We start from the raw sequence: 19,327 nt of genomic DNA on the forward strand, positions 1-19,327 counted from the left end.
CACCGACGCCGGATCGGATGACAACTCCTAACGCTGACTTACTAATATATCTCCACCGATCTCGCCGCCAGATTTACGCGGATTTGGACCGCCACTAACAGTTACCAACGAAGGAATCATGCCGAGGATCGAATTAACTTCTGACCAGCTTCGCGCACTGGATTATAAAGAGATTTCGTTTACTCGTGTGGCGCTCGAACGTCGTGAATTGCCGCAAATTGGGTATCGGCTGAGATAGGTGTATCAAACACCGCGGGGGAAACACGCGATCCCAGACACCGGCCTGGGTCCAACAGGCAAAGCGGGTAAACGTTGTGTGCCAAGAACCGAATGTCTCCGGCAGGTCACGCCACGGAGCGTCGGTACACCCACTCTACAACACCGCTTTAACAAAGCGTCGATGGTCGCCGCGATCACGCCGGGATTGCTCGGCTTGCCCGGCCGCGGGTCTTTGATCCGTTCCCATGGTTCGTCTGTGCCCATCGTTCCATGAATCGCTCTACGTTTATGGCTGGGTGGGAGCATGCTTGGATTGATGATTGTTAACACGGCCTAGTGCGTTCAACTGATTTTTTTGCCGCGGTGACCGCGGCGACAAGGATGTATGAGCATACCCAACAAACAACGCGTTCTCATCGTCGACGACGATGAACTGACTTTGCTCTACGCTGAGCAAGCGCTCACCGAGGCGGGCTTTGATGTGGTGACGGCGACGTCGGGCACTCAGGCCATTGAAATTGCCACCACCAACGATATCGATCTGGCGCTGCTCGACCACCGCATGCCCGGCATTAAGAGCTGACCATCCGGGTCGCTTAATGACACCCCGATTGCCCCAACTCACCGCACGCGAGCTGGTCCACTTTCTCAAATCACAAGGTTTCGTCGCGGACCGCCAGTCCGGCAGTCACCTAACGCTGTGGCATGAAGCGCGCAAACTTTTCGCGAATCTTGAAAGACGCGGGTTTCGCGGTCGAGGATTTCCTGAAACTACGTTGATCACCGGGGCGCCCGAGTTAACCGCCAAGCGCCCTAACCGGTAGGCCACCCAGCGGAGCCGGGCTAACGCCTATTTTTTTGTGAAAAAGGGTAGGGATTTTTGATCTAAGTCCCTAGTTTGTCTAGCCATACTTTAGGCTTATGATCCAGCCAGTAGGGCGAATCCTTCGAGACAAACGGGCATGAGCAAAGCATTTACCAAAGAATCCGACACTGACGATGACGACGACTTGCCGGAACCGGCCGGTCTTCCAGTCGGCGTGAAAAATTACATCACCCCCGCCGGCCATGCGCGCCTCAAGAACGAGCTCGAACAACTGGTGAATAAAGAACGGCCCAAAGTCGTCGAGACTGTCGCCTGGGCGGCGTCGAACGGCGATCGTTCCGAGAACGGCGATTACATTTACGGCAAACGCCGGCTGCGTGAAATCGATCGGCGCATTCGTTTTCTGATCCGGCGGCTAGAGAAAGCCGAGATCGTTCATCCGCAACGCCAAAATACGGAACAAGTATTCTTCGGCGCCACCGTCAGCGTGTGCGATCAGGAAAACGTCGAGCAGACGATCGCGATCGTCGGCTTGGATGAAGTCGATCCCGCACGCGGTTATGTCAGCTGGGTTTCACCGATCGCCAAGGCGCTGCTCAAGGCGCGCGTCGGCGATGTCGTGCGACTACAGACGCCGGCCGGGATACGCGAGCTGGAGATCCTGAAGATTCAGTATCAAACGCTCACGTAGGTCGCTTTTGTTCGGCTAATCTGCGCCAAGAAACACGATCCACCCACCGGTCACCCATTCCACCGCGTCGGCTAACCGCAACACCGAAAATACGGTGCCAACAAAACCCGGCGCTATCGGCTACGGACCGCCGGCGCTGTTCTTGTAGAAATAAACGTTCGATGAAACCTCGTTCACCAAAATGAAAACGTTGTACCGCTCGAGGTAACGCCAACGTCCAAAGGTGCCGCGGACGGTCTGCGCCGCCGGTGCGCCGGTGGCATTTTTTATCGTCCAGACTTTGGTCGCGAGATTGAGCACGTACGGTGACCCGCCTTTCCAGGCGACGAATTGATCGGCTTTAGCGTCATAGTCGAAGCCCGGCGCGCCGGCGTTCATGATGTCGCCGCCGCCGGAACGGAAGACCTGACCTGGATAGCGTTGGCTACCGTCGGTGTTTTTGCCGAGGCGGGCTTCGTTACTGTAGTCGCCGCCGCCGGTGGTGACCCAATCGTTAGTGACTAACTTGGCCTGAGCGATGTCCCACACCAAGTAATCGTTGCTGCCCACCGACCAGAAAAGACGGCGCTTGGTGTCGATCGCGGCGCGCTTGGCGCCGGACACATCGTAACGCGGCCAAACCGCTTCGCTCGCCGGCTTCGCCGGATCGTTGAAGGTGAAGCCCGTCACTGTCTTCCATTGGTTGACGTTGACATCGTAGCTGTACAGCAGTGCGTGCATACGCATGAAGACGAGTCCGCTCGCGGGATCGTAACCGCTGGCGTTTTCGTAGCCGCCCGGTCCCAAGAGCTTGCCGGCTTCGGAGCCACCGGCGGCAACCATTTTCGGATCGAGCACGTCGGTCCACTTGCGCTGCTCGACGTCGAACAACCATGTCACCGACGTCGGACCACCGCTCCACGCGCGCGATCCGCCCTCACCGAGGAAACGATTCACGTGCGTGATGTAAACGAGCCCATCGTAGGTATGGCGCGACACCGGATTACCGTCGGACAGCGGATCGACATCGGCGCCGGCCAACGGCGCGCCGGTTACCGGATCCTTGGTCGGCGATGGATCGGTCAAGCGCTCCCATTTACCGGTTCGCAGATCGAAACTGTAGACCTCGTTGCCCCAATAGTCGTTGTGGCCGCCGCCCCAAATCAGCAGCTTGCGGTGCAGCGGATCGTAAGCACCGCCCGACCAGCTATTGATGACCGCCTCGCAACCCTGGACACCACCGGGACTGGGCGGGCAGACAGCTTTCATCGGCGTATTCGGTACTTCGTACCATGTATCGGGCGGCAGCTCGACTAAGTGACGCTCGAAATCGCTGAGGCTGTTATCGGGCGGTCCGGAAAAACCGGCAGTGACGCTGCGCGCCGCGCTCATTTCCACAGTGCACGGCGTCACGCCCGAACAACCGCTGCCGCTCCAACCGCTGAAGGTGTGTCCCGCCACCGGCGAGGCGGTCAGAACAACGCGGGTTCCATTCGCAAAGCTTGCGCTGCAACTGACGGTGCAATCGGTAATGCCGGCCGGATCGCTCTTGACCGTGCCGGCACCGGCCACCGTTACCGACAATGTATATGACGACGCCGCCGGCACAACGCTAAACGTTGCCGTGACATTACGTGCGGCACCCATCGTTACCACGCACGTGCCAACGCTACCGCTGCAGTCGCCGCTCCAACCACTGAAAACAAAATCGGTCGCGGCCGCGGCGGTCAGCGTGACAGTGGCATCGCTCGCATAGGACTCACTACAGTCGCTCCCGCAAGCGATGCCGGCGAGATCTGAGGTCACGGTGCCTGAACCGGATTTGCTAACGCTAAGCACGTAAGTCGGCGCGGGATCAGGGGACGTCGGATTCGACGGTGTATCGGCAGACGTGTCGGTGGCGTTACCACCGCCGCATCCGGCCAATAACAACGTGGCGCAAAATGCGCTGGATACCGCGCTTCGCAAATAAGTTTTCATGTTTACCTCGGCACCATGGCGAACTGCGGCTCAGACGCGTAGTTCGCCTTGACCGAGCGACCGGCGAAGCGGCTCCAGGCGTCGTTGGCGCGATCGACGTTGGCATCGACAGCAGCGGCGAGCGCTGCTTGCAGCGTCGCGGTGTACGATTCCGGATCGGTTGGATTTCCCATCATCTGGCCGAGCACGTATTTGGTCTTCTCGTGCACCGTCAACCAATCGGCCATCGGTTGGCCTGCGCACGGTTGATCGAGGTAGCGACTACCGTCCGCGTTCTGCCACGCGCTCGTGTCGAAGGTCGCGCGCTCGACGTCACCGAAACTTTGATACAGCGGGCTCGTGGTATCGGCGCGCACGACCATCGAGTAGCTGGCAGCGCCGATCCAACACATATCGAGCATACGTTTCACCGGCGAGCCGGCCTTGAAACTCAGTAACGGTTTGGCGTTATCGAAACCCATGGCGAACATTTCGTTCGCCGCGGAAGTGAAGAAGTCGTCCATCCACGGCGCGAAACCGCGGCCGTTCTGGTAGGCAAATACGGTACCGTTGGCGACGAGTCCGAGGTTGTTGGTGAACTCGCCGTTGACCAAGTGATCGCGATACCACGCGAGGTTGTAATCGAGAATCGTCGAAAAATAATTCTTGAGCGGATCGTCGTCCGGCGTGATGAGCGTGACCTGCGCAAGCGTGCGCAGTGACCATGCTTGACCGCGCACCTGATCCCATTTCACGAGCCCCTGGGCATTCGCCCGATAGGCCGGGTTGGACACGAACGCGTTGTAGTCCGCCCAGAATTGCAGTTCGTCGAGGTGATAGCGATCACCGGTGATGAGATACGGCAGATACGCCAGCGACGGTTGATGCGCCGTCTCCGGGACCAGCGACGGCGAGTTGGTGCAATCGCCGCTGCAGGCCGGGAACGGGTGCTTGGTATCGCCGGGATTACCGAGCAGCGTCAAGTCGGGATAGGTCGTGATCGATACCGGTCGATCGGTGTTCTTATCGCGGAAGTGGATCGAAAAGCTGCCGGCCAATGTTCCAACCGCAAGCAACGCCTGACGCGCGCGGGCATCCATGCTCATGACATAAGCCGCGGTGAACCCAGGCAGGATGCCGATCTCGGATCGACCACCGGCGGTCCCCATCACCGGGTTGATGAGCACGGTGGTCAACGGCTCGATCGACAGCGAATGATCGCTCCAGGAGGTCAGCGTCTTGTCGTTGAGCGTCACCGTCGGATCGTAATTCGGCACCGCACCGGTCTTCTTCAGGTAAGCGACGTCGTAACGCGGCGCCACGTCGGTGAACGGCGTGAAGACCTTGCGCCAGCGCGCCTGACGGTAGTGCAACAGCGCCGGCTTCGAATATACCGACGTGCCGCGGATCGAGATGTCGACGTCGTACGTGACATTGCTGGTGGTAAAGACTCTTGGCGTTTCGATCTTGGTCGAATCATTTTCCACCACCACGTCGACTCGCTCTCCGGTCATTCCGGCGTAGCTGCGCACGTTGAAGCGAACGGCGAGGTGCGGATCATCGCCGTTGGCATCGCTCGGCGCGCCGCTGGTTTCCCATTCAGTGACGATCGGCCCATCGAGCCAACGCGTCGCCTTGCGCAGGAAGAACGTGCGCGCCGATGCCGTGAGCGTGCGACCGCCCGACGTTTTTAGGGTAACCACAGCATCGAACCCGCTGTTCAACAACTCGGCGACATCGCGCGGTGTATGCGCGCCAAGCGGCGCTGTCGCCACCAACTCGAACGCGCTGCCGGCACTTGCCGGCACGACGGCGCTCAAAATTCCATAACGCAGTGAGCCGCTGCTGGTTGCTTTGTTATCGACCTGCACCGGCAGCAGCTGTCCGGCGACGGTACGCAATGCCAGCCCCGAATTCGCCGTGACATCGCCCTTGACGAATACGTGCCCGAAAGTCACCGGCGTTGCCGCCGATACGGAATCTATTTGCAGCTTGATCGACAACGGCGTGCTGGCGCTAAAGCTCGCGGTGACATTGCGCGCCGCACTCATCGTCACGGTGCACGAGGAATTGGTACCGGCGCAGTCGCCGCCCCAACCACTGAAGACAAAACCGGAGGTGGGCGCAGCAGTCAATGTCACTGCGGTGTTGCTGGCGTAGGACTCGCTACAGTCGCTGCCGCAGGTAACACCCGCCGGAGCGGACGTCACTGTTCCCGAACCGGAGGTGGTGACACTTAATATGTATGTCGCCGATGGATCGGTCGGCGACGGGTTAGTCGGCGTTGCGTTGCTAGCACCATCGGACGCTTGACCGCCGCCGCACCCGCCTAAGAGCAACATCGCGCCGACGGCGGCGAGTTTGCAAAGCTGTGAACCCGAGCGAACCGATTGAATAGCGACTGCAGACAGATTAACCCGCTTCGCACAAAAAGCACGGGACGTTGCAAACGACGTCTTCCCAGTGGCGATCATGCCACCTCCCCTTATCATTTATTGTTGTTCTCAATCTTTCGCGAATGGACTGTTAATGTCGCGCCTTAACCGACTACCGCGATCCAGATACTGATACACGGTGACAATTCGTCAGTAGCGAAGAATTTGAAGAAAATTTAAGACAGATCTGAGCGTGGACCGAAAAATGCCGCCGTTCAGCATGAATGATGGCACCGTCGAGCCCATGGTTGGCTATCCCGGCACCGTTGCGTAACATGGCTTTACCTATTCGGGGAGTCCCGTAATGAATAATCAAAACGTTTCGATAATGCCGACCACACCCTCAGCCACCACCGCCCTGCCACCGCGTTACGGCGCACCGATCTCGCTAACCGCCGCCAAGAAAGTCATGGCAGCAGCGGAAGCCGAAGCGGCCCGCCATCACTGGCCGATGGTCATCGCCATCGTCGATAGCAGCAGCCACCTGGTAATGCTGCATAAGCTCGACCAGGCGCAATACGGCAGTGTCGAGATCGCGCAAGCAAAAGCGGAAACAGCGTTGAAGTTTCGCCGGCCGACGAAAGTCTTCGAAGACGCATTGGCCGCCGGTAGCGTACGTGTTCTGTCGATGGCAAACGTCGCCGCGCTCGAGGGCGGTATTCCGCTATTGGCGAACGGCGAAGTTATCGGCGCAATCGGCGTATCGGGCATGCACTCTTCGCAAGATGCCCAAGTTGCCCAGGCCGGTGCGGAAGCACTTTGATTCGCCAACGGGCGGACACCGGACGATCAATTCACCGTAATCGCGTCCGCCTGCTTTTTTAATGCCGTCACAAACTCCTCCGGCAGTAGCGGCTTACTGAAATAAAATCCCTGCACCGCATCGCAGCCGCGCTCCTCGAGAAAGCGCAGCTGCTGTTCTGTTTCTACACCTTCGGCTACCACCTCGATGTGCAGGCTCTTGGTCATAGCGATGACGGCGTTGATGATCGCCTCGTCGTTCGGGTCGCGGCCGATGCCGTCGATAAACGACCGGTCGATCTTCAATACCGAAATCGGAAAGCGCTTGAGGTAAGCGAGCGAGGAATAACCGGTGCCGAAATCGTCGATCGAAATGCGCACGCCGAGATCGTGCAACCGATGTAGCACCGTCTCGGTGCCCGTCTCCGGCCGCATCAGCGTGCTCTCGGTGATCTCCAGCGTCAGCACCGATGGATCGACTTCGGCGTTCTTGAGCACATCGATCAGATCGTTGATCAAGCCGCGCTGCTGAAACTGGCGCGGCGACAAGTTGATAATCATCCGTACCGCCACACCCTCGACACGGCATAGACGACACTGCTGGCAAGCGGTTTGCAGCACCCAATCGCCGAGCGGCAAGATCAGCCCGCTCTCCTCGGCGACCGCAATGAACTCCGACGGCATCAGACCGCCGCGGTACGGATGATGCCAACGCAACAATGCTTCGCCGCCGATAATGGCGCGCGTACGCAGATCGATGACCGGGTGATAGTGCAGCGCGAACTCCTGCGCCTCGAGCGCGCGGTGCAAGTCGTGCTCGAGCGCCAGCCGCTCCTGCGCGCGCACCGTCATCTCGGCAGCGTAAAACTGATAGGTGTTGCGTCCAAGCTCCTTGGCGCGGTACATGGCGACGTCGGCATTGCGCAGCAAGCCGTCGATGTCCTTGCCGTCGTGCGGATACAGCGTGATACCGATACTGCAGGTGATATAAAGATCATGACTGCCGACCGTGAACGAACGCGCAAAGCATTCCAATACCTTACGCGCCACCAGCACGACGTCGTCCGACTGCTGCACGCCGGCCAAGACCAGCGCGAACTCATCGCCACTCACACGCGCGACGGTGTCGCCGACGCGCACACATCGGCTCAAACGCTGGCCGACTTGCTGCAACAACTGATCGCCGACGGCGTGGCCGAGGCTGTCGTTGATGGTCTTGAAGTGGTCGAGATCGAGAAACATCACGCCGATGGCACCGCCGCGGCGATCGGACTCATGCATCAATAATTGCAAGCGATCGTGCAGCAGCGACCGATTCGGCAAGTTGGTCAGCACGTCGTGATGCGCCAGAAAGCTAAGTCGCTCCTCGGCTTGCTTACGTTCGGTGATGTCGACCATCACTCCACGTAATTTCACGGCGCGCCCATCTTGCGCCACCACCGACACTAGATCGTGCAGCCAAACGGCACGGCCATCGGCGGCGAGCATGCGGTACTCGAACTCGCGGTCGTCCAGATGGCGCGCCGCCGCCAGGCACGAGTCGACCACCCATTCGCGGTCGTCCGGATGAATGCGATCGCGCCAGAAGTTCGGCTCGCCGATCCATTGCCGCAACGGATAACCGAGCAGCCGCGCCGCCTGCCGACTGACGAACGAAAACTGCAATGTCGTCGCGTCCGCTTCCCAGACGATGCCGTCAATGGTCTCGACCAGCGACGCGTACTGTTGCTGTGAACGGCGCAGCGCTTCTTCGGTCTGTTTACGCTCGGTGATATCGAGCGAGGTCACAACCTGGCAACGCTCGCCGTCGAGCTCGATCGATTCCATCGAGCCCAGCAACCAGCACCAGCGACCGCTCTTCGTGCGCACGCGTAATTCGCTATCGCGAATCTTGCCGCTCTTTTTCAGCAATCGGCCGGCACGCTGTTGCTGTTGTTCGCTGATCAAACCGATCGCGACCGCGTTGCGGCCGATCATTTCGTCCCGAGCAAAACCGAGCAAACTGAGCGCACTGTCGTTGACGTCGACGAATGCACCGTCGGTGGCACGCACCACCAACATCGGCGCCGGGCTCGCATGAAATACGCGCGCAAACCGCTGCTCGGCGCGTTCACGGCCGATATTTTCTTGCGCCAGCTCGGCGTTGACGCGTTGCAGCGATTCGTTGGCGGCGATCGAGCGCAGCAACGCGCGACGGAGGATGGAAGCGCCGACAATCAACAATGCCGTCGATACCGTCAGCACCAACGAACATACTAGCAAGTACGATAAATTTTTTTGCCAAGGTATGTCGACAACGGCGAGACCGATGGCAAGCACAGCAACTTGAAACAACAATGCCAAAATTCCCGCGCGCGGACGAATGAACAACGTAGCGGTGAGGATCGAAAAAATGAGCGCCAACGGCACCGGTGTCAGCGTTAGTGCGTAGCTCGGCGGAAGCAAAGCAACAGCGCTGGCGACCGCCAGCACGATTGTGGTCAATACGGCGCCATAAACCGTGCCGCGACGATTGAGCCACCAAGCGCCGACGAATAACGGAACGTTCGCCAGCGCGATAAGGGCCGTGTGCAATTTTCCAGCAGCAAAATAAACCGACGGCGCGACGAACGCAGAAATAACAATGAGAACGACCAGTGCCGCGGCAAACCCGCGATTTAGCGCGCGCCGCAGCGGATCGCCGCTATGGACGCGCGTCAGCCAGCGCCCGAGCCGGACGGCGGAGGCAATGACGACGTTATCGAGCGGGCGTGAGCGTACGGTGGGATGAACCGAAGACGATGGCGTCGACGACTCCATCATTGGCATTGCCGTTGATAATCGACATTCACAACCCCGATCTCCTTTTTGTCGCACCGCCGACATTTATCCTGTCGGTAGCGGCGGCCTTATCCATGTAGCGCGAATAAAATACATCGCCGAGGCAGTATACTCGGTTCACCCGCGACCGCTCTCGTCGAAAAATTTTTTTGCGGCAACCGCCGTGCACGCCGGTGCTGCGTTGAGAAAGCGGGATGGCTGTACTAGGCTTGGATACGCGTTGTTTCTCAATCCATTCGACCGTAACCGCATGACCGCCAGCCAATGTTCGCCAAGCTAGGGTTTCTGCTATTGGTTGCAGCCTTCGGCGCACTGGCCTTCGTCGCCGGCACGCTGGCACCACCGTCGATCCGGCAACCGCTAACAACGGCGATCGATCAGTGGGCGCCGCTGCTGTCGAGCCACACATCAGCGGCAAAATCGCCAACCGCCGCTAACAGCGCGCCGGCCGAGTCAGCCGATGGCGCGCCGCTGCCGTATGAAGCGCTGCTACTACCGGCCACACCGGCGGCCGACGTTAAGTACGCGCTGCAGTTGGGATTATTTACTGAACCCGCCAGCGCCAACTCGTTGACGCAGCGCTTGCGCGAATTACGTTATCCGTTCAAAACGATTCCGGTGATCGACCAAAACGGCGCTCACTGGAGCGCGCTCGCCGCCGGCACCTTCGACTCCGTCGCCGCCGCGCAGTCAGCCCGCGGATTTTTGTCGCAGCAATTGCAACTGTCACAATCGTTGACCGTCATTCAGCTGCCGGCGGAAACCAAAGCCAAGATCAGCCAAACCGCCCCTTGAGTCGATGCGGCCGCTGCCAACCGGCCTGACCGTAGCTATCGACGAAATACACCTTCACATCGCTGGCGCCGATGCTGCCGAAATAAACCCACACCGTCGCGTCTTGTTTGTTGCCGGTGAGGTACCACAAAGCATCGCCGTGCGCCGTGCCCCACGTGCCGACGCGATGCACCAGCAGATCGGCCGCGCCAGGATCGTCGACTAACGCCACGCGTACCCGCGCTTCGCCGTAGTCAAAGGTTCGATAGACACGTGCCATGGATCATCCGTACGCGATCGTTAGTCGTCGTCTTCGGTGGCACATCGCCTTCTATCCGCCATCGGTCATTTCGACGCCATGAGCGTGATTCTCATGACCCATTCCTAAAGGTCTTGGCCCCACCGATCTGCGCGAACGGTGCCAGCTTGCTGGCGCGGTTCACGAATACGTCGCTAAAAGTTTTTTTATCGGCGACGTGACGGAGCGCGGCGTGCACCGCGCTGGTTTCTTTGGTTTTTTTGCCGGCAAAAACCTCGCGACCGCGCTCTGCCATCATCAGCGACGACATCTTGTTCACCCATTTTTGACCCCGCGCTGTCGGCCCGATGTGGGCTATCGCCTTATCGGCGGCGCCAATGTCGCCTTCGATCGCATGCCCCATCGCGGTAGCGATATGGGCGCGGCGCTGATCGGCCGTCATCGGCTTCGTCCAATATTTCTTGCCGCTGCGGGTTGGAGTCTGCACGCGGGTTTCCAGCTTCGGCGCCAGGCTCGCGTAGTCGTATACCTTGCTCTTGCCTTGTTTCTCGCTATTCCAAACGGCGGCAATGTCGTTGGCGGTATGCACCGAATGCTCGCCCATCTGCCCCGGCTGGAACACGATGCGGCGATTCACTTTACCCGCCAACTGCCGCGCTTTTCCCAACTCTTTCTTGCCCGCCTTCTTCTTATGAGCAACAGCCTTCATCGCATGCAGATCTTTTGACGTCTGCAGGATCGTCTTGAGCTCACCGTGGATGTTTTTGAAATCGAGCGGGGCAAACTTGCGAACGTCGGCCAATTTCCGGCCACCGGGAATACCGACACCACCGCGCATGTTCCTCGAATCAAACTTGTTAATGAAGTCCATGTTCGCGCGCGCCTGCGCATCGCTGATCTTGCCACGCGCACGCGTTGCCACTGTCCTTTTAACGATTCCGCCAGAACTTCGCTTTACCGCTTTCGATGCTTTCGGACTGGTTGGTGCCTTTGCCATAACGCCCTCCGCAATTAGCTGTCCGTCATCTCGTAATCTTGTTGCGTATGATCGCCCGCCATCGCCGTGCCCATCGCCACGCGCGCGCGACCGGTGAAGATTCCGTGATCGAGCGTGCTGCCGGATTGATGGGTCGCGCCGGGCGGCGTAACGATGTGCGCCGTCGTCGGCAGCCGCGCGCGCATGCGCTCGGCACTGGTGTTCATGTCACCGACCATGCCAAGCGGCACACCGGCGCCGGTCGCCACCGTCGATAGCTCGGCGAAATGATAGCCCGCTTGCGACGCGGCGAACGCCGGCGTGCCCGACGGTTCGTGCACCGTCGCAACCAAGGCGTCGTCGGTCAGCGCCGCCAGCGCCGGTCGCAGGCCCGGCCCGGTACGACCCGACGTCGTTTGGAACACGCGTCGGAACGGTCGATTCGACAACAGGATCTGACCGTTGCGAACCGGCCGCTTGGATTTGCGCCCGATCGGAAGTTGCACAGCGGCGTACACCGCGCTGCGCCGCGGTCCGGCGGCGCTGATCTGCCCGGTCATGATCTGGGGATCGGACGGATGCGGCGTCAGCGGCCAACCATGCGGCGCCGCCCCCGACTCCTGGAACGCGGCGAACGCCGGCGCGGACGATGTCGCCACACCGTGCCGCAACGCGCTGATCACATCCGACTTAGCGCCTTGGGTGTTGACGCTGGAGACTCGAATCCACTCGGGCCGCTTACCGAACTTCGACCGTTTCTTGTGAACGTTACGGCGCGACGACGACGCCGTATTTACATGTCTACCCATGATGCCTCCTCAAGATCGGCCTTCGCATCGTTACCATCAGAGATCGCTGAACACTTTCTTCGCCGTACCCACCAACGAACGCTGCTGATCAGCCGTCAAGTGAACTTGCTCGTGGCCACCACCGGTATGCAGCTGTGTCGGCTGCGTCACCATCGCCTCGACCGCGCCGACGATTGTCTGCCGGCGCTTGGCGCCGAGCGACGACGACGACGCGATCGGTGCATACGCCAACAGATGCTGCTCGGTCGCCGCCTCGCGGCCACGTTGATGCATTTCGCTTTCAGTGCCGACGTGCGGATAACCGAGCTGCATGTGCTGCTGCATCTGCGCAAACTTCGGATCGAAGTGCGAACCGCCGGCGGTAGTCGGATGCTGCCGGTGCCACGACTTCGGTACGACGAACGCCGGTCGCTGGAACGTCACCGCCTGGTTCTCCGCCGATTCGCGCGCCAATCCGCCGCGCTGCGAGCCATCGGTCGGCGCGTGATCAATTTCCACCTTGATGTGGCTACCGTGGCCCTTGTTCATCAGCCCCGGACCGGTTTGACGCCCGTGGCCGTAAGAGCCCGACGGAAAATCGCCGCTCAACATCGTTGACCGCCGCACCTTGCCGGCAGCGGCGGACGTGCGCGTAGACCGTTCGCCGCGCGCCCGCGCACCGCTCACGGTTTGCTCGCGTGTCGACGAGCGAACCGTGTAAGGCGCGAACGTCGCTGCGCGGGTTCGCTCTCTTTTTTCTTTCGGCATGTTTCATCTCCTTCCTATTAGAGCTCATCTCATAAGTCCCTCACCCCAACCCCTCTCCCGGGGGGAGAGGGGTTTTACTCCCTTCTCCCCCCGGGAGAAGGGACGGGGATGAGGGAAGAAGTGCCGATATTGGCACTTATGAGATGGCCTCTAGCTATGATCGGATCGTTTACTCACCCTTTCCGGCATTTCAGTTCTCCTGTCATTGCTTCAACCGCATGTTCCTAACCGGCGCGGCTCGCGCTCAATCGTCAACGCCGAACTTGCGCTTTGCCCGCACTGTCAGCCGCTCACGCTGTTCTGGTTCGAAACTGACATGATGCACCTCGCCGGCATCCGTTCTTAATATCGTCGGTCGATCCAGCGTCTCGGCGACCGCACCCGCCATCAGCTTGCGTCGAGTCGCGCTCGGGCGAAGCCGCTTTACGATCGGTTCGTAAGCATCGATGTGCATCGCGGTCGCTACTTCGCGCCCGCGTTGGCGCATCTGGTCAACGGTACCGACGTGCGGATAACCGAGCTGAACCTTACGTTGGATGGCGGCAAATCCTGGGTCGTAACGGCGACCACCGGCAGTGGTTGGGTGTTCGCGATGAATCGATTTCAACAACGGCGCCGCCGGCCGTTGCAACGTCGCCTCTTGGTTTGTTTTCGACTGTCGTCCCACAGAACCGCGTTGCGAGCCATCGGTGGGAATGTGATCGACCTCGACTGCGGCCGAGTGACTATGACCCTGATTCAGGAGCTGCGAGCCGATCTGGGTCCCGCGCGCATAAGTGCCGGTCGGAAAGTCGCGGTGAACTACTTTGCGCGCTACTTTTTTTCCGGCGCGCGCGGAGTTGAAGGTACTGCGCACGTTGTGCAACTTGGCAACCATTTGCGTGTTTGCCTTCGTCGACTTCCTCATCGTCCGATCCGATTTAGATGGCGATCGCGCCATAGCAAGTCTCCCGGTGTCGTTCACCGACCATGCGTTTCAATTACCGCCGGCTTGCTGCCGGGCGATCCCTAACGAGTCGAAGGTTTTATGTACGCCGCGCATCCGTCACTCACCCTTCGACTTCTGCCCGGCGATGCCGAGCACTTCGAAAATGTTCAGTTGACCGCCGGCTTTGACGAACAACTCGCTATACAGCTCGGCGGTATTGAGGTTGCCCCAAACGATCGCGCGCTTGATCAAGTACGGCGTCGGGCTGTGCGGCTCGATGTGCATCAGGTAATCGGCGATTTCGGCGAGCCGCGCATACGCGGTCGCGCGATCGCGGATCGGTCCGCCGGCCGGCGCCGATGGCGCCGCGTCACTCAGCTGTTCATCGTCCGGCGCCATCGCCGCCTCCTCCGCCTCATCGACCAGTTGCAGACCGCGCTTGTGTAACTCCGAGCCGATCAGCGTTTGAATTTGTTCCAATAGGTTAGCCAGACTGCTTAATCCCGGCGCCGCTTCGCCGCACAGCGTGTTCAACGTTTGCGTCAACGCGTCGATGCTGGCGAGCGCATCGTCGAGATGCTCGTACGAGGCGATGTGCCAGTCGCTGGCGGTGCCGGCCATCGCCGCCGAGAACTCGAGCGGATTGACGCCTTCGACATGCTCGAGCGCCTTACCGCCGTGGGCGCCGCGCAGTTGCTCGTTGCGTTTGGCCTGCTCCCAATCGGCCCAATGCAGCTCGCGGTCTTGGCGGCCGGCGTGTGTGATCGGCACTTGCCGCACGATCGGCAACAACTTTTCGTTGGCCCAATGAATGACGTTGGCGCGGTGCTCGATGTCGGTACCGTCGATTGCCGGATACAAGTGCGGCCAAAACTTTTGGCACATGGCGTCGATCAGCGCCAAACACGGTGCCACACCTTCGAAACCGTGCTTGTTGATCTCGGCTTCGAGCAACCACACCGCCAACTGCAAGTCTTTGCTCTGCTTCGCCAGCGCGTCGACAGCGACGTCGCCGACCTTTTGCCAATCGGCGCGCTTCAGCTCGTGCGCCCACGGCCCGAGCGGCAACGTCGGATCGTCTTGCCGACGCGCCTCTTGAATGCCGCGATACACACTGTTGCCGCGCAAGCTGTCGCCGCCCGGCTGCGCCGCAGCGATCGGCGCCAGCAGCGCGTCGACATCGATGCCGAAGTGCTCGGTGAAGTAGCGTTCGGTTTTGGCTTGGAGGTCGGCATTCATCGGCTTCACCAAACCATCGGCGCGTAAGCGGGGAAAACTTTCGGCAGCTTCAGCGCCACCGCCGTTTGCGTCTTCGGATCGACGCCTTGCAAGCGCAGGCCGAGATAAATCCGGCTATCGACCGGCGCCGCAGCGTCGGTGTGCGCCTTGTCTTGCGTCGGCACGCGGAATTCGAGCAACGCCACGCTCGGATCGTTCGGATCGAGCCGCGGCCCCTGCGACGGCGCGTGCCGACGCAACAGTTTGAGCAACGCCCACGGGCCGTCGGCGTCGAACGTTGCGGCGTTGTTGTTGACGTGCAAGTTTTGCTGCTGCGGATCCGGTAACGGCTCGACGTGTGCGAGATCGGCCCAGGTCAAATCGACCGATACCGGTTGGCCGTAACGCCAATCGAGTTCGGTCTTGCCGTTTGGATACGTCGCCGTCGGACCACCGGCGTTCAACCGCCAGTTGACGATGTTCTCGGCGCCGACCGATTGCTTCGGCAACGCGCGAAACGCCACTTGCACGCGCAGCGGCTGCACCGCGTCGGCAGCAGCGACGTTACCGGCGAAGAACGCCGCCGCCTCGTCGAGCTGATCGAGAAACAAACCGATCTCACGCCAGCCGTCGCCCTTCAAACCGCCGAGCTTGGCGCGCAGCGTGTCGCGCTGCTTGGCGTAGTCGAGAAAGAAACTACGCACCGCGGTTACCGATGCTTCATTATCCTGTAACGAACCGAATGGAAAGCGCCCGGAAAGCTCGCTGGAAAAACGCCGCACCAAATTCTGATACTGCGCATAGGCGACGGCGCGGCTGCGGTCGAAGCAATTCCACTGCGCCTGCTGCTCGATTTGCCGACGCCGCCGCGAAAACAAATCGTCGCCGTAGACCTCGGGCCGGTACGCGTTCAATACCTGCTCGCAATTGGCGGTGTCGATGCCGTCGAGTTGCTTCAGGAAGAAATCGTTCAGCTTGGCGATTTGCGCGTTCGGCTCTTTGAATTGAATGAACCGATTCAATTCTTGGATCGTGTTCTCCCAGTAAACGCGACCGTTGTTGGCGCCGAGTTCGGCGTCGCCGACGGCATCGGTATTCTTCAAGAACGTAACGAACGGGCTGGCGTACGACCCCAACACCTGGCCGCGCTGCAATTGTCGATCGAGGTAGTCCTTGATTTGCGCGGTGCCGGTCAATGCCACGAACGGCTCGACCGTATCGTCGCCACCGCTGGCGACGCCGAAGCCCGGATCGTACAAGCGGCTGCTTTCGGCCAAACCGTAAATCGTCTGCAACGATTGCGTGGTGTAGTTACGCGCGCATTGGTTGATGCGCGCTTGGCTGGCATCGAAACCGAGCTGTTGATACATGCGCAACACCCACAACAACGAGTCGATCGAGCGCGTGAAGTCGTTCGACTGCTGCGCCATCGCTTGATCGGCTTGCGACAACGCGTCGACCGTCGGCGTGCCGCGGCCGTCGGCGTAGCCGGCGCGCAGCTGCGCCCGATTCAATGTGTCGTCCAGCACCGCCTGCAATTGCCGCGCGAGCACGCGCACGTACAGCGGTCGGGCGGCATTGGTCGCGTCGTCGCCGCGCACCAGCTGCTGATACTCACGGATATGGGTCGCCGCCTCGGCCAGATCGGCGGTGCGCCAGCCGCGCAGCGGCAATTGGCAGGTAAACGGCGACGCCGGATCGAGCTGCATGAAACTGGCGCCGGCGGCGGCGCGCAATCCCTCGGCCTCGACGACGATCGCCGGCGTCAATTCCCAGCGGTCTTTGCCGTGGCGGAACAACACGCCGTGCGGCGCCACCTGCAGCTGCGCTAACTGGCGCATCGACGGCTCGTAGCACGTTTCCAAACCGAACGACGGCGGCAACTCGGCTAAGCCAGCTGGGTAGCCCATGCGTTGCAACTCGGCAACCGCCGGCGTCAGCGTGTCGGCGATCTTGTGGCACGGATTAACGTGCTCGTTCGATGCCAGCCAAACGCTGCGCACGCGGTCGAGCCATTGATCGAAGCGCCGCAAGTTGCCCAACATCGGCGTTTGCTCGCGCTTCAGCGCGTCCAGCAACGCGCCACCCGACTGAACTTCGGCGACCAACTGCTGACGCGTATCGTCGGCCATGCCGACGATACGTTTGGCGATTTGTCCGCGCATATTGACAGGAAGCGCCAGCTCGCGCGTGTACTCGGCGTTCGCCAGCGAACGCCGGTGCTGATCGTCGGTGCGACGTGAGATCGGCGGTAACGATTCGCCGTATAGATACAGCACCAAATCGTCGAACGCTTGCATCATTTGGTCGGCGGGATCGTCTTCGTTGTAGACAACGATTTGGTGAAACCGCGCGAGATTACGTTCGAACGCCACCACCCGATCGACGTAGCGCTGCAAGCGATCGGCCGCCAGCGTCTTGTCGGCGGCGCCATCCTCGTCATCGAGCAATGCCTGCGCCCGTTGCTCGAGGTGGCAGGCGAGGCTGGGGAACACCACCTTTTCGATCGCCTGCTGCGACACGAACGCGCTGCCACGGTAGGTCGTCCGCCGGTCGACCCACGACGCGGGAATGTTGACGTAGATAAAACTGACATCGAGCTTGGCGACGTTGGTCAGCAGCTCGTAAACGACGTCCTTACCGATGCAAGCGCCCTCGTCCGGCGTCAACCGCGGCGGATTCCTTATTAAGGATAACGAGTCGACGGTGGCGCCGACTTGCCGATGCAAACCGATCGCGGTGCCGAGCAACGTCAGAAACAGAAACGCCAGCACGCTGACGGTCGCGACCTGCACCCGCCGAATCAGCTGATGCCGCGACCACAAACCGTGGCGCGTCGGCTGCGCCAAATTCAATTCGGCGAACACTTTCTCCTCGAACAGGTGATCGACGAAGCCGATGTCCTCGCGCGGCGACGGTACGACGACGCCGGCGGCGTCGATACTGCCGACAAAATAGAGACCGCGGAACACGGTGTCCGCCTGATACGCGCTGGCGCGAAACATCGGCGCCAACACCGCGCGCAACGACGTACGTAATTCGTTGAAGCGTTGCGGAAACAAAAAGAACTCGTCGACCTGGTCGATCACGCGATCGCCGGCGGCCGCTTGCAATTGCAACAGCTTGAGCGTGTCGGTAACGCGGTCGAGCGCCTCGTCGGTCCAATCGACGACGAAGGTGTTGTCGAGCCCATACGGATTCGACCAACCGACCATCTCCGCGCGGCGTTTCTCCGGCTGCGCCTGCCAGAAGACGCTGAAGCCATCGATCGTGTCGCACTGGGTGACGATCACATACACCGGCAGCGCGAATTCGAAGCGCTGCTGCAGTTCCCACAGCTGCGAACGACAACGCTCGGCCAGTTGCTGTAAATCGGCGCCGCTGCCGCGCAACAACGTGTGCGCCGACAACGCCAACACCACGCCGTCGATCGCGCGCTCCGGTCGGTAGTCGTTCAATTGCCGCAGCACGTCGTGCCACTGATGATTATCCGCGTCTTGCTTCACCGCCGGCATGGTGGCACCGTCGACGTCGATCAGCGATCCGCGATCGAAGAAATGCCAGACGCCGCCGCTGACGGTAAGCGCCTGCTCCTGCGCCGTCATCTGTTGCCGGCGGCCGCCGATAGAAATTGCCAGGCTGCTGCGACCGCTACCGGTTTCGCCGATCAACAATACCCACGGTGCGCGATAACGCCACTCGCGCCGCGTCCGCAGATAGCGCAACGTAACCATCAGCTCGTCGAACGCATCACGCAGCGCGCGCCACCAGTTCGCCGGATGCCAGGCACTGTGCGTAGCCGCGGCGCCGTCGAACGCCGGCAGCCGCAGCGGTTTGCGCGCACGCATGATCAGCCAGCCGGCGACGACGCCGGCCAGCAACGCCAGCAGCAGCACGATCGCCAGCGGCAACAACCCATTCGCGCGCAACTCGTTTATCACCGACG

The 19,327-nt window shown here is 60.6% G+C and carries 16 protein-coding genes; 5 read left to right on the forward strand and 11 right to left on the reverse strand.

The annotated features are described in order from the left end of the window. Positions 1-133 precede the first annotated feature (133 nt). Positions 134-343, reverse strand: a complete 210-nt coding sequence (locus tag HY308_02850) for a transposase (GenBank protein MBI3897216.1) — start codon at positions 341-343, stop codon at positions 134-136. A gap of 261 nt (positions 344-604) precedes the next feature. Here HY308_02850 and HY308_02855 point away from each other — a divergent pair, with 261 nt between their 5' ends. The 3 genes from HY308_02855 (at position 605) to greB (ending at position 1,736) form a co-directional block, all read left to right on the forward strand. Next, a complete protein-coding gene (locus HY308_02855) occupies positions 605-802 on the forward strand; it encodes a response regulator (GenBank protein ID MBI3897217.1) in 198 nt (65 codons plus the stop codon). Positions 803-818: 16 nt separating this feature from the next. Further along, entirely contained in the window at positions 819-1,043 is a 225-nt protein-coding gene (locus HY308_02860) for a type II toxin-antitoxin system HicA family toxin (GenBank protein ID MBI3897218.1), read from the forward strand. A 138-nt stretch (positions 1,044-1,181) separates the two neighbouring features. Next, on the forward strand, positions 1,182-1,736 hold the full coding sequence (gene greB, locus HY308_02865) for a transcription elongation factor GreB (protein ID MBI3897219.1): 555 nt from the start codon (positions 1,182-1,184) through the stop codon (positions 1,734-1,736). A gap of 120 nt (positions 1,737-1,856) precedes the next feature. On the opposite strand, the gene HY308_02870 is transcribed toward greB, so the two are convergent. Both HY308_02870 and HY308_02875 read right to left on the reverse strand, forming a co-directional pair. Further along, positions 1,857-3,695: a hypothetical protein gene (locus HY308_02870; protein MBI3897220.1), complete on the reverse strand. Its 1,839-nt coding sequence runs from the start codon at positions 3,693-3,695 to the stop codon at positions 1,857-1,859. A gap of 2 nt (positions 3,696-3,697) precedes the next feature. Beyond that, a complete protein-coding gene (locus tag HY308_02875) occupies positions 3,698-6,166 on the reverse strand; it encodes a hypothetical protein (protein MBI3897221.1) in 2,469 nt (822 codons plus the stop codon). 271 nt (positions 6,167-6,437) lie between these two features. Here HY308_02875 and HY308_02880 point away from each other — a divergent pair, with 271 nt between their 5' ends. After that, positions 6,438-6,872, forward strand: coding sequence for a heme-binding protein (locus HY308_02880; protein ID MBI3897222.1), 435 nt, complete (start codon positions 6,438-6,440; stop codon positions 6,870-6,872). Between the two features lie 26 nt (positions 6,873-6,898). Here the strand turns inward: HY308_02880 and HY308_02885 are convergent, their stop codons facing one another. Continuing rightward, the gene (locus HY308_02885) at positions 6,899-9,652 is read right to left on the reverse strand and encodes an EAL domain-containing protein (GenBank protein MBI3897223.1); all 2,754 of its coding nucleotides are present in this window, start codon (positions 9,650-9,652) and stop codon (positions 6,899-6,901) included. 282 nt (positions 9,653-9,934) lie between these two features. Between HY308_02885 and HY308_02890 the strand changes: the two genes are divergently transcribed. Next, positions 9,935-10,465: an SPOR domain-containing protein gene (locus tag HY308_02890; protein ID MBI3897224.1), complete on the forward strand. Its 531-nt coding sequence runs from the start codon at positions 9,935-9,937 to the stop codon at positions 10,463-10,465. On the opposite strand, the gene HY308_02895 is transcribed toward HY308_02890, so the two are convergent. From HY308_02895 to HY308_02925, 7 genes are all read right to left on the reverse strand, one after another. Continuing rightward, the gene (locus HY308_02895; protein MBI3897225.1) at positions 10,446-10,724 is read right to left on the reverse strand and encodes a hypothetical protein; all 279 of its coding nucleotides are present in this window, start codon (positions 10,722-10,724) and stop codon (positions 10,446-10,448) included. The two genes, HY308_02890 and HY308_02895, sit on opposite strands and share 20 nt — an antisense overlap. A gap of 91 nt (positions 10,725-10,815) precedes the next feature. Continuing rightward, positions 10,816-11,700, reverse strand: coding sequence for a hypothetical protein (locus HY308_02900; protein ID MBI3897226.1), 885 nt, complete (start codon positions 11,698-11,700; stop codon positions 10,816-10,818). A gap of 14 nt (positions 11,701-11,714) precedes the next feature. Continuing rightward, positions 11,715-12,488, reverse strand: coding sequence for a hypothetical protein (locus HY308_02905; GenBank protein ID MBI3897227.1), 774 nt, complete (start codon positions 12,486-12,488; stop codon positions 11,715-11,717). Between the two features lie 36 nt (positions 12,489-12,524). Further along, entirely contained in the window at positions 12,525-13,235 is a 711-nt protein-coding gene (locus HY308_02910) for a hypothetical protein (protein MBI3897228.1), read from the reverse strand. A gap of 244 nt (positions 13,236-13,479) precedes the next feature. After that, positions 13,480-14,142, reverse strand: coding sequence for a hypothetical protein (locus tag HY308_02915; protein ID MBI3897229.1), 663 nt, complete (start codon positions 14,140-14,142; stop codon positions 13,480-13,482). A 138-nt stretch (positions 14,143-14,280) separates the two neighbouring features. Next, entirely contained in the window at positions 14,281-15,402 is a 1,122-nt protein-coding gene (gene tssA, locus HY308_02920) for a type VI secretion system protein TssA (protein ID MBI3897230.1), read from the reverse strand. Positions 15,403-15,407: 5 nt separating this feature from the next. Continuing rightward, positions 15,408-19,322, reverse strand: a complete 3,915-nt coding sequence (locus HY308_02925; GenBank protein MBI3897231.1) for a hypothetical protein — start codon at positions 19,320-19,322, stop codon at positions 15,408-15,410. Positions 19,323-19,327 lie beyond the last annotated feature (5 nt).

This window comes from Gammaproteobacteria bacterium (assembly GCA_016199745.1).
Classification (GTDB): domain Bacteria; phylum Pseudomonadota; class Gammaproteobacteria; order Acidiferrobacterales; family Sulfurifustaceae; genus JACQFZ01.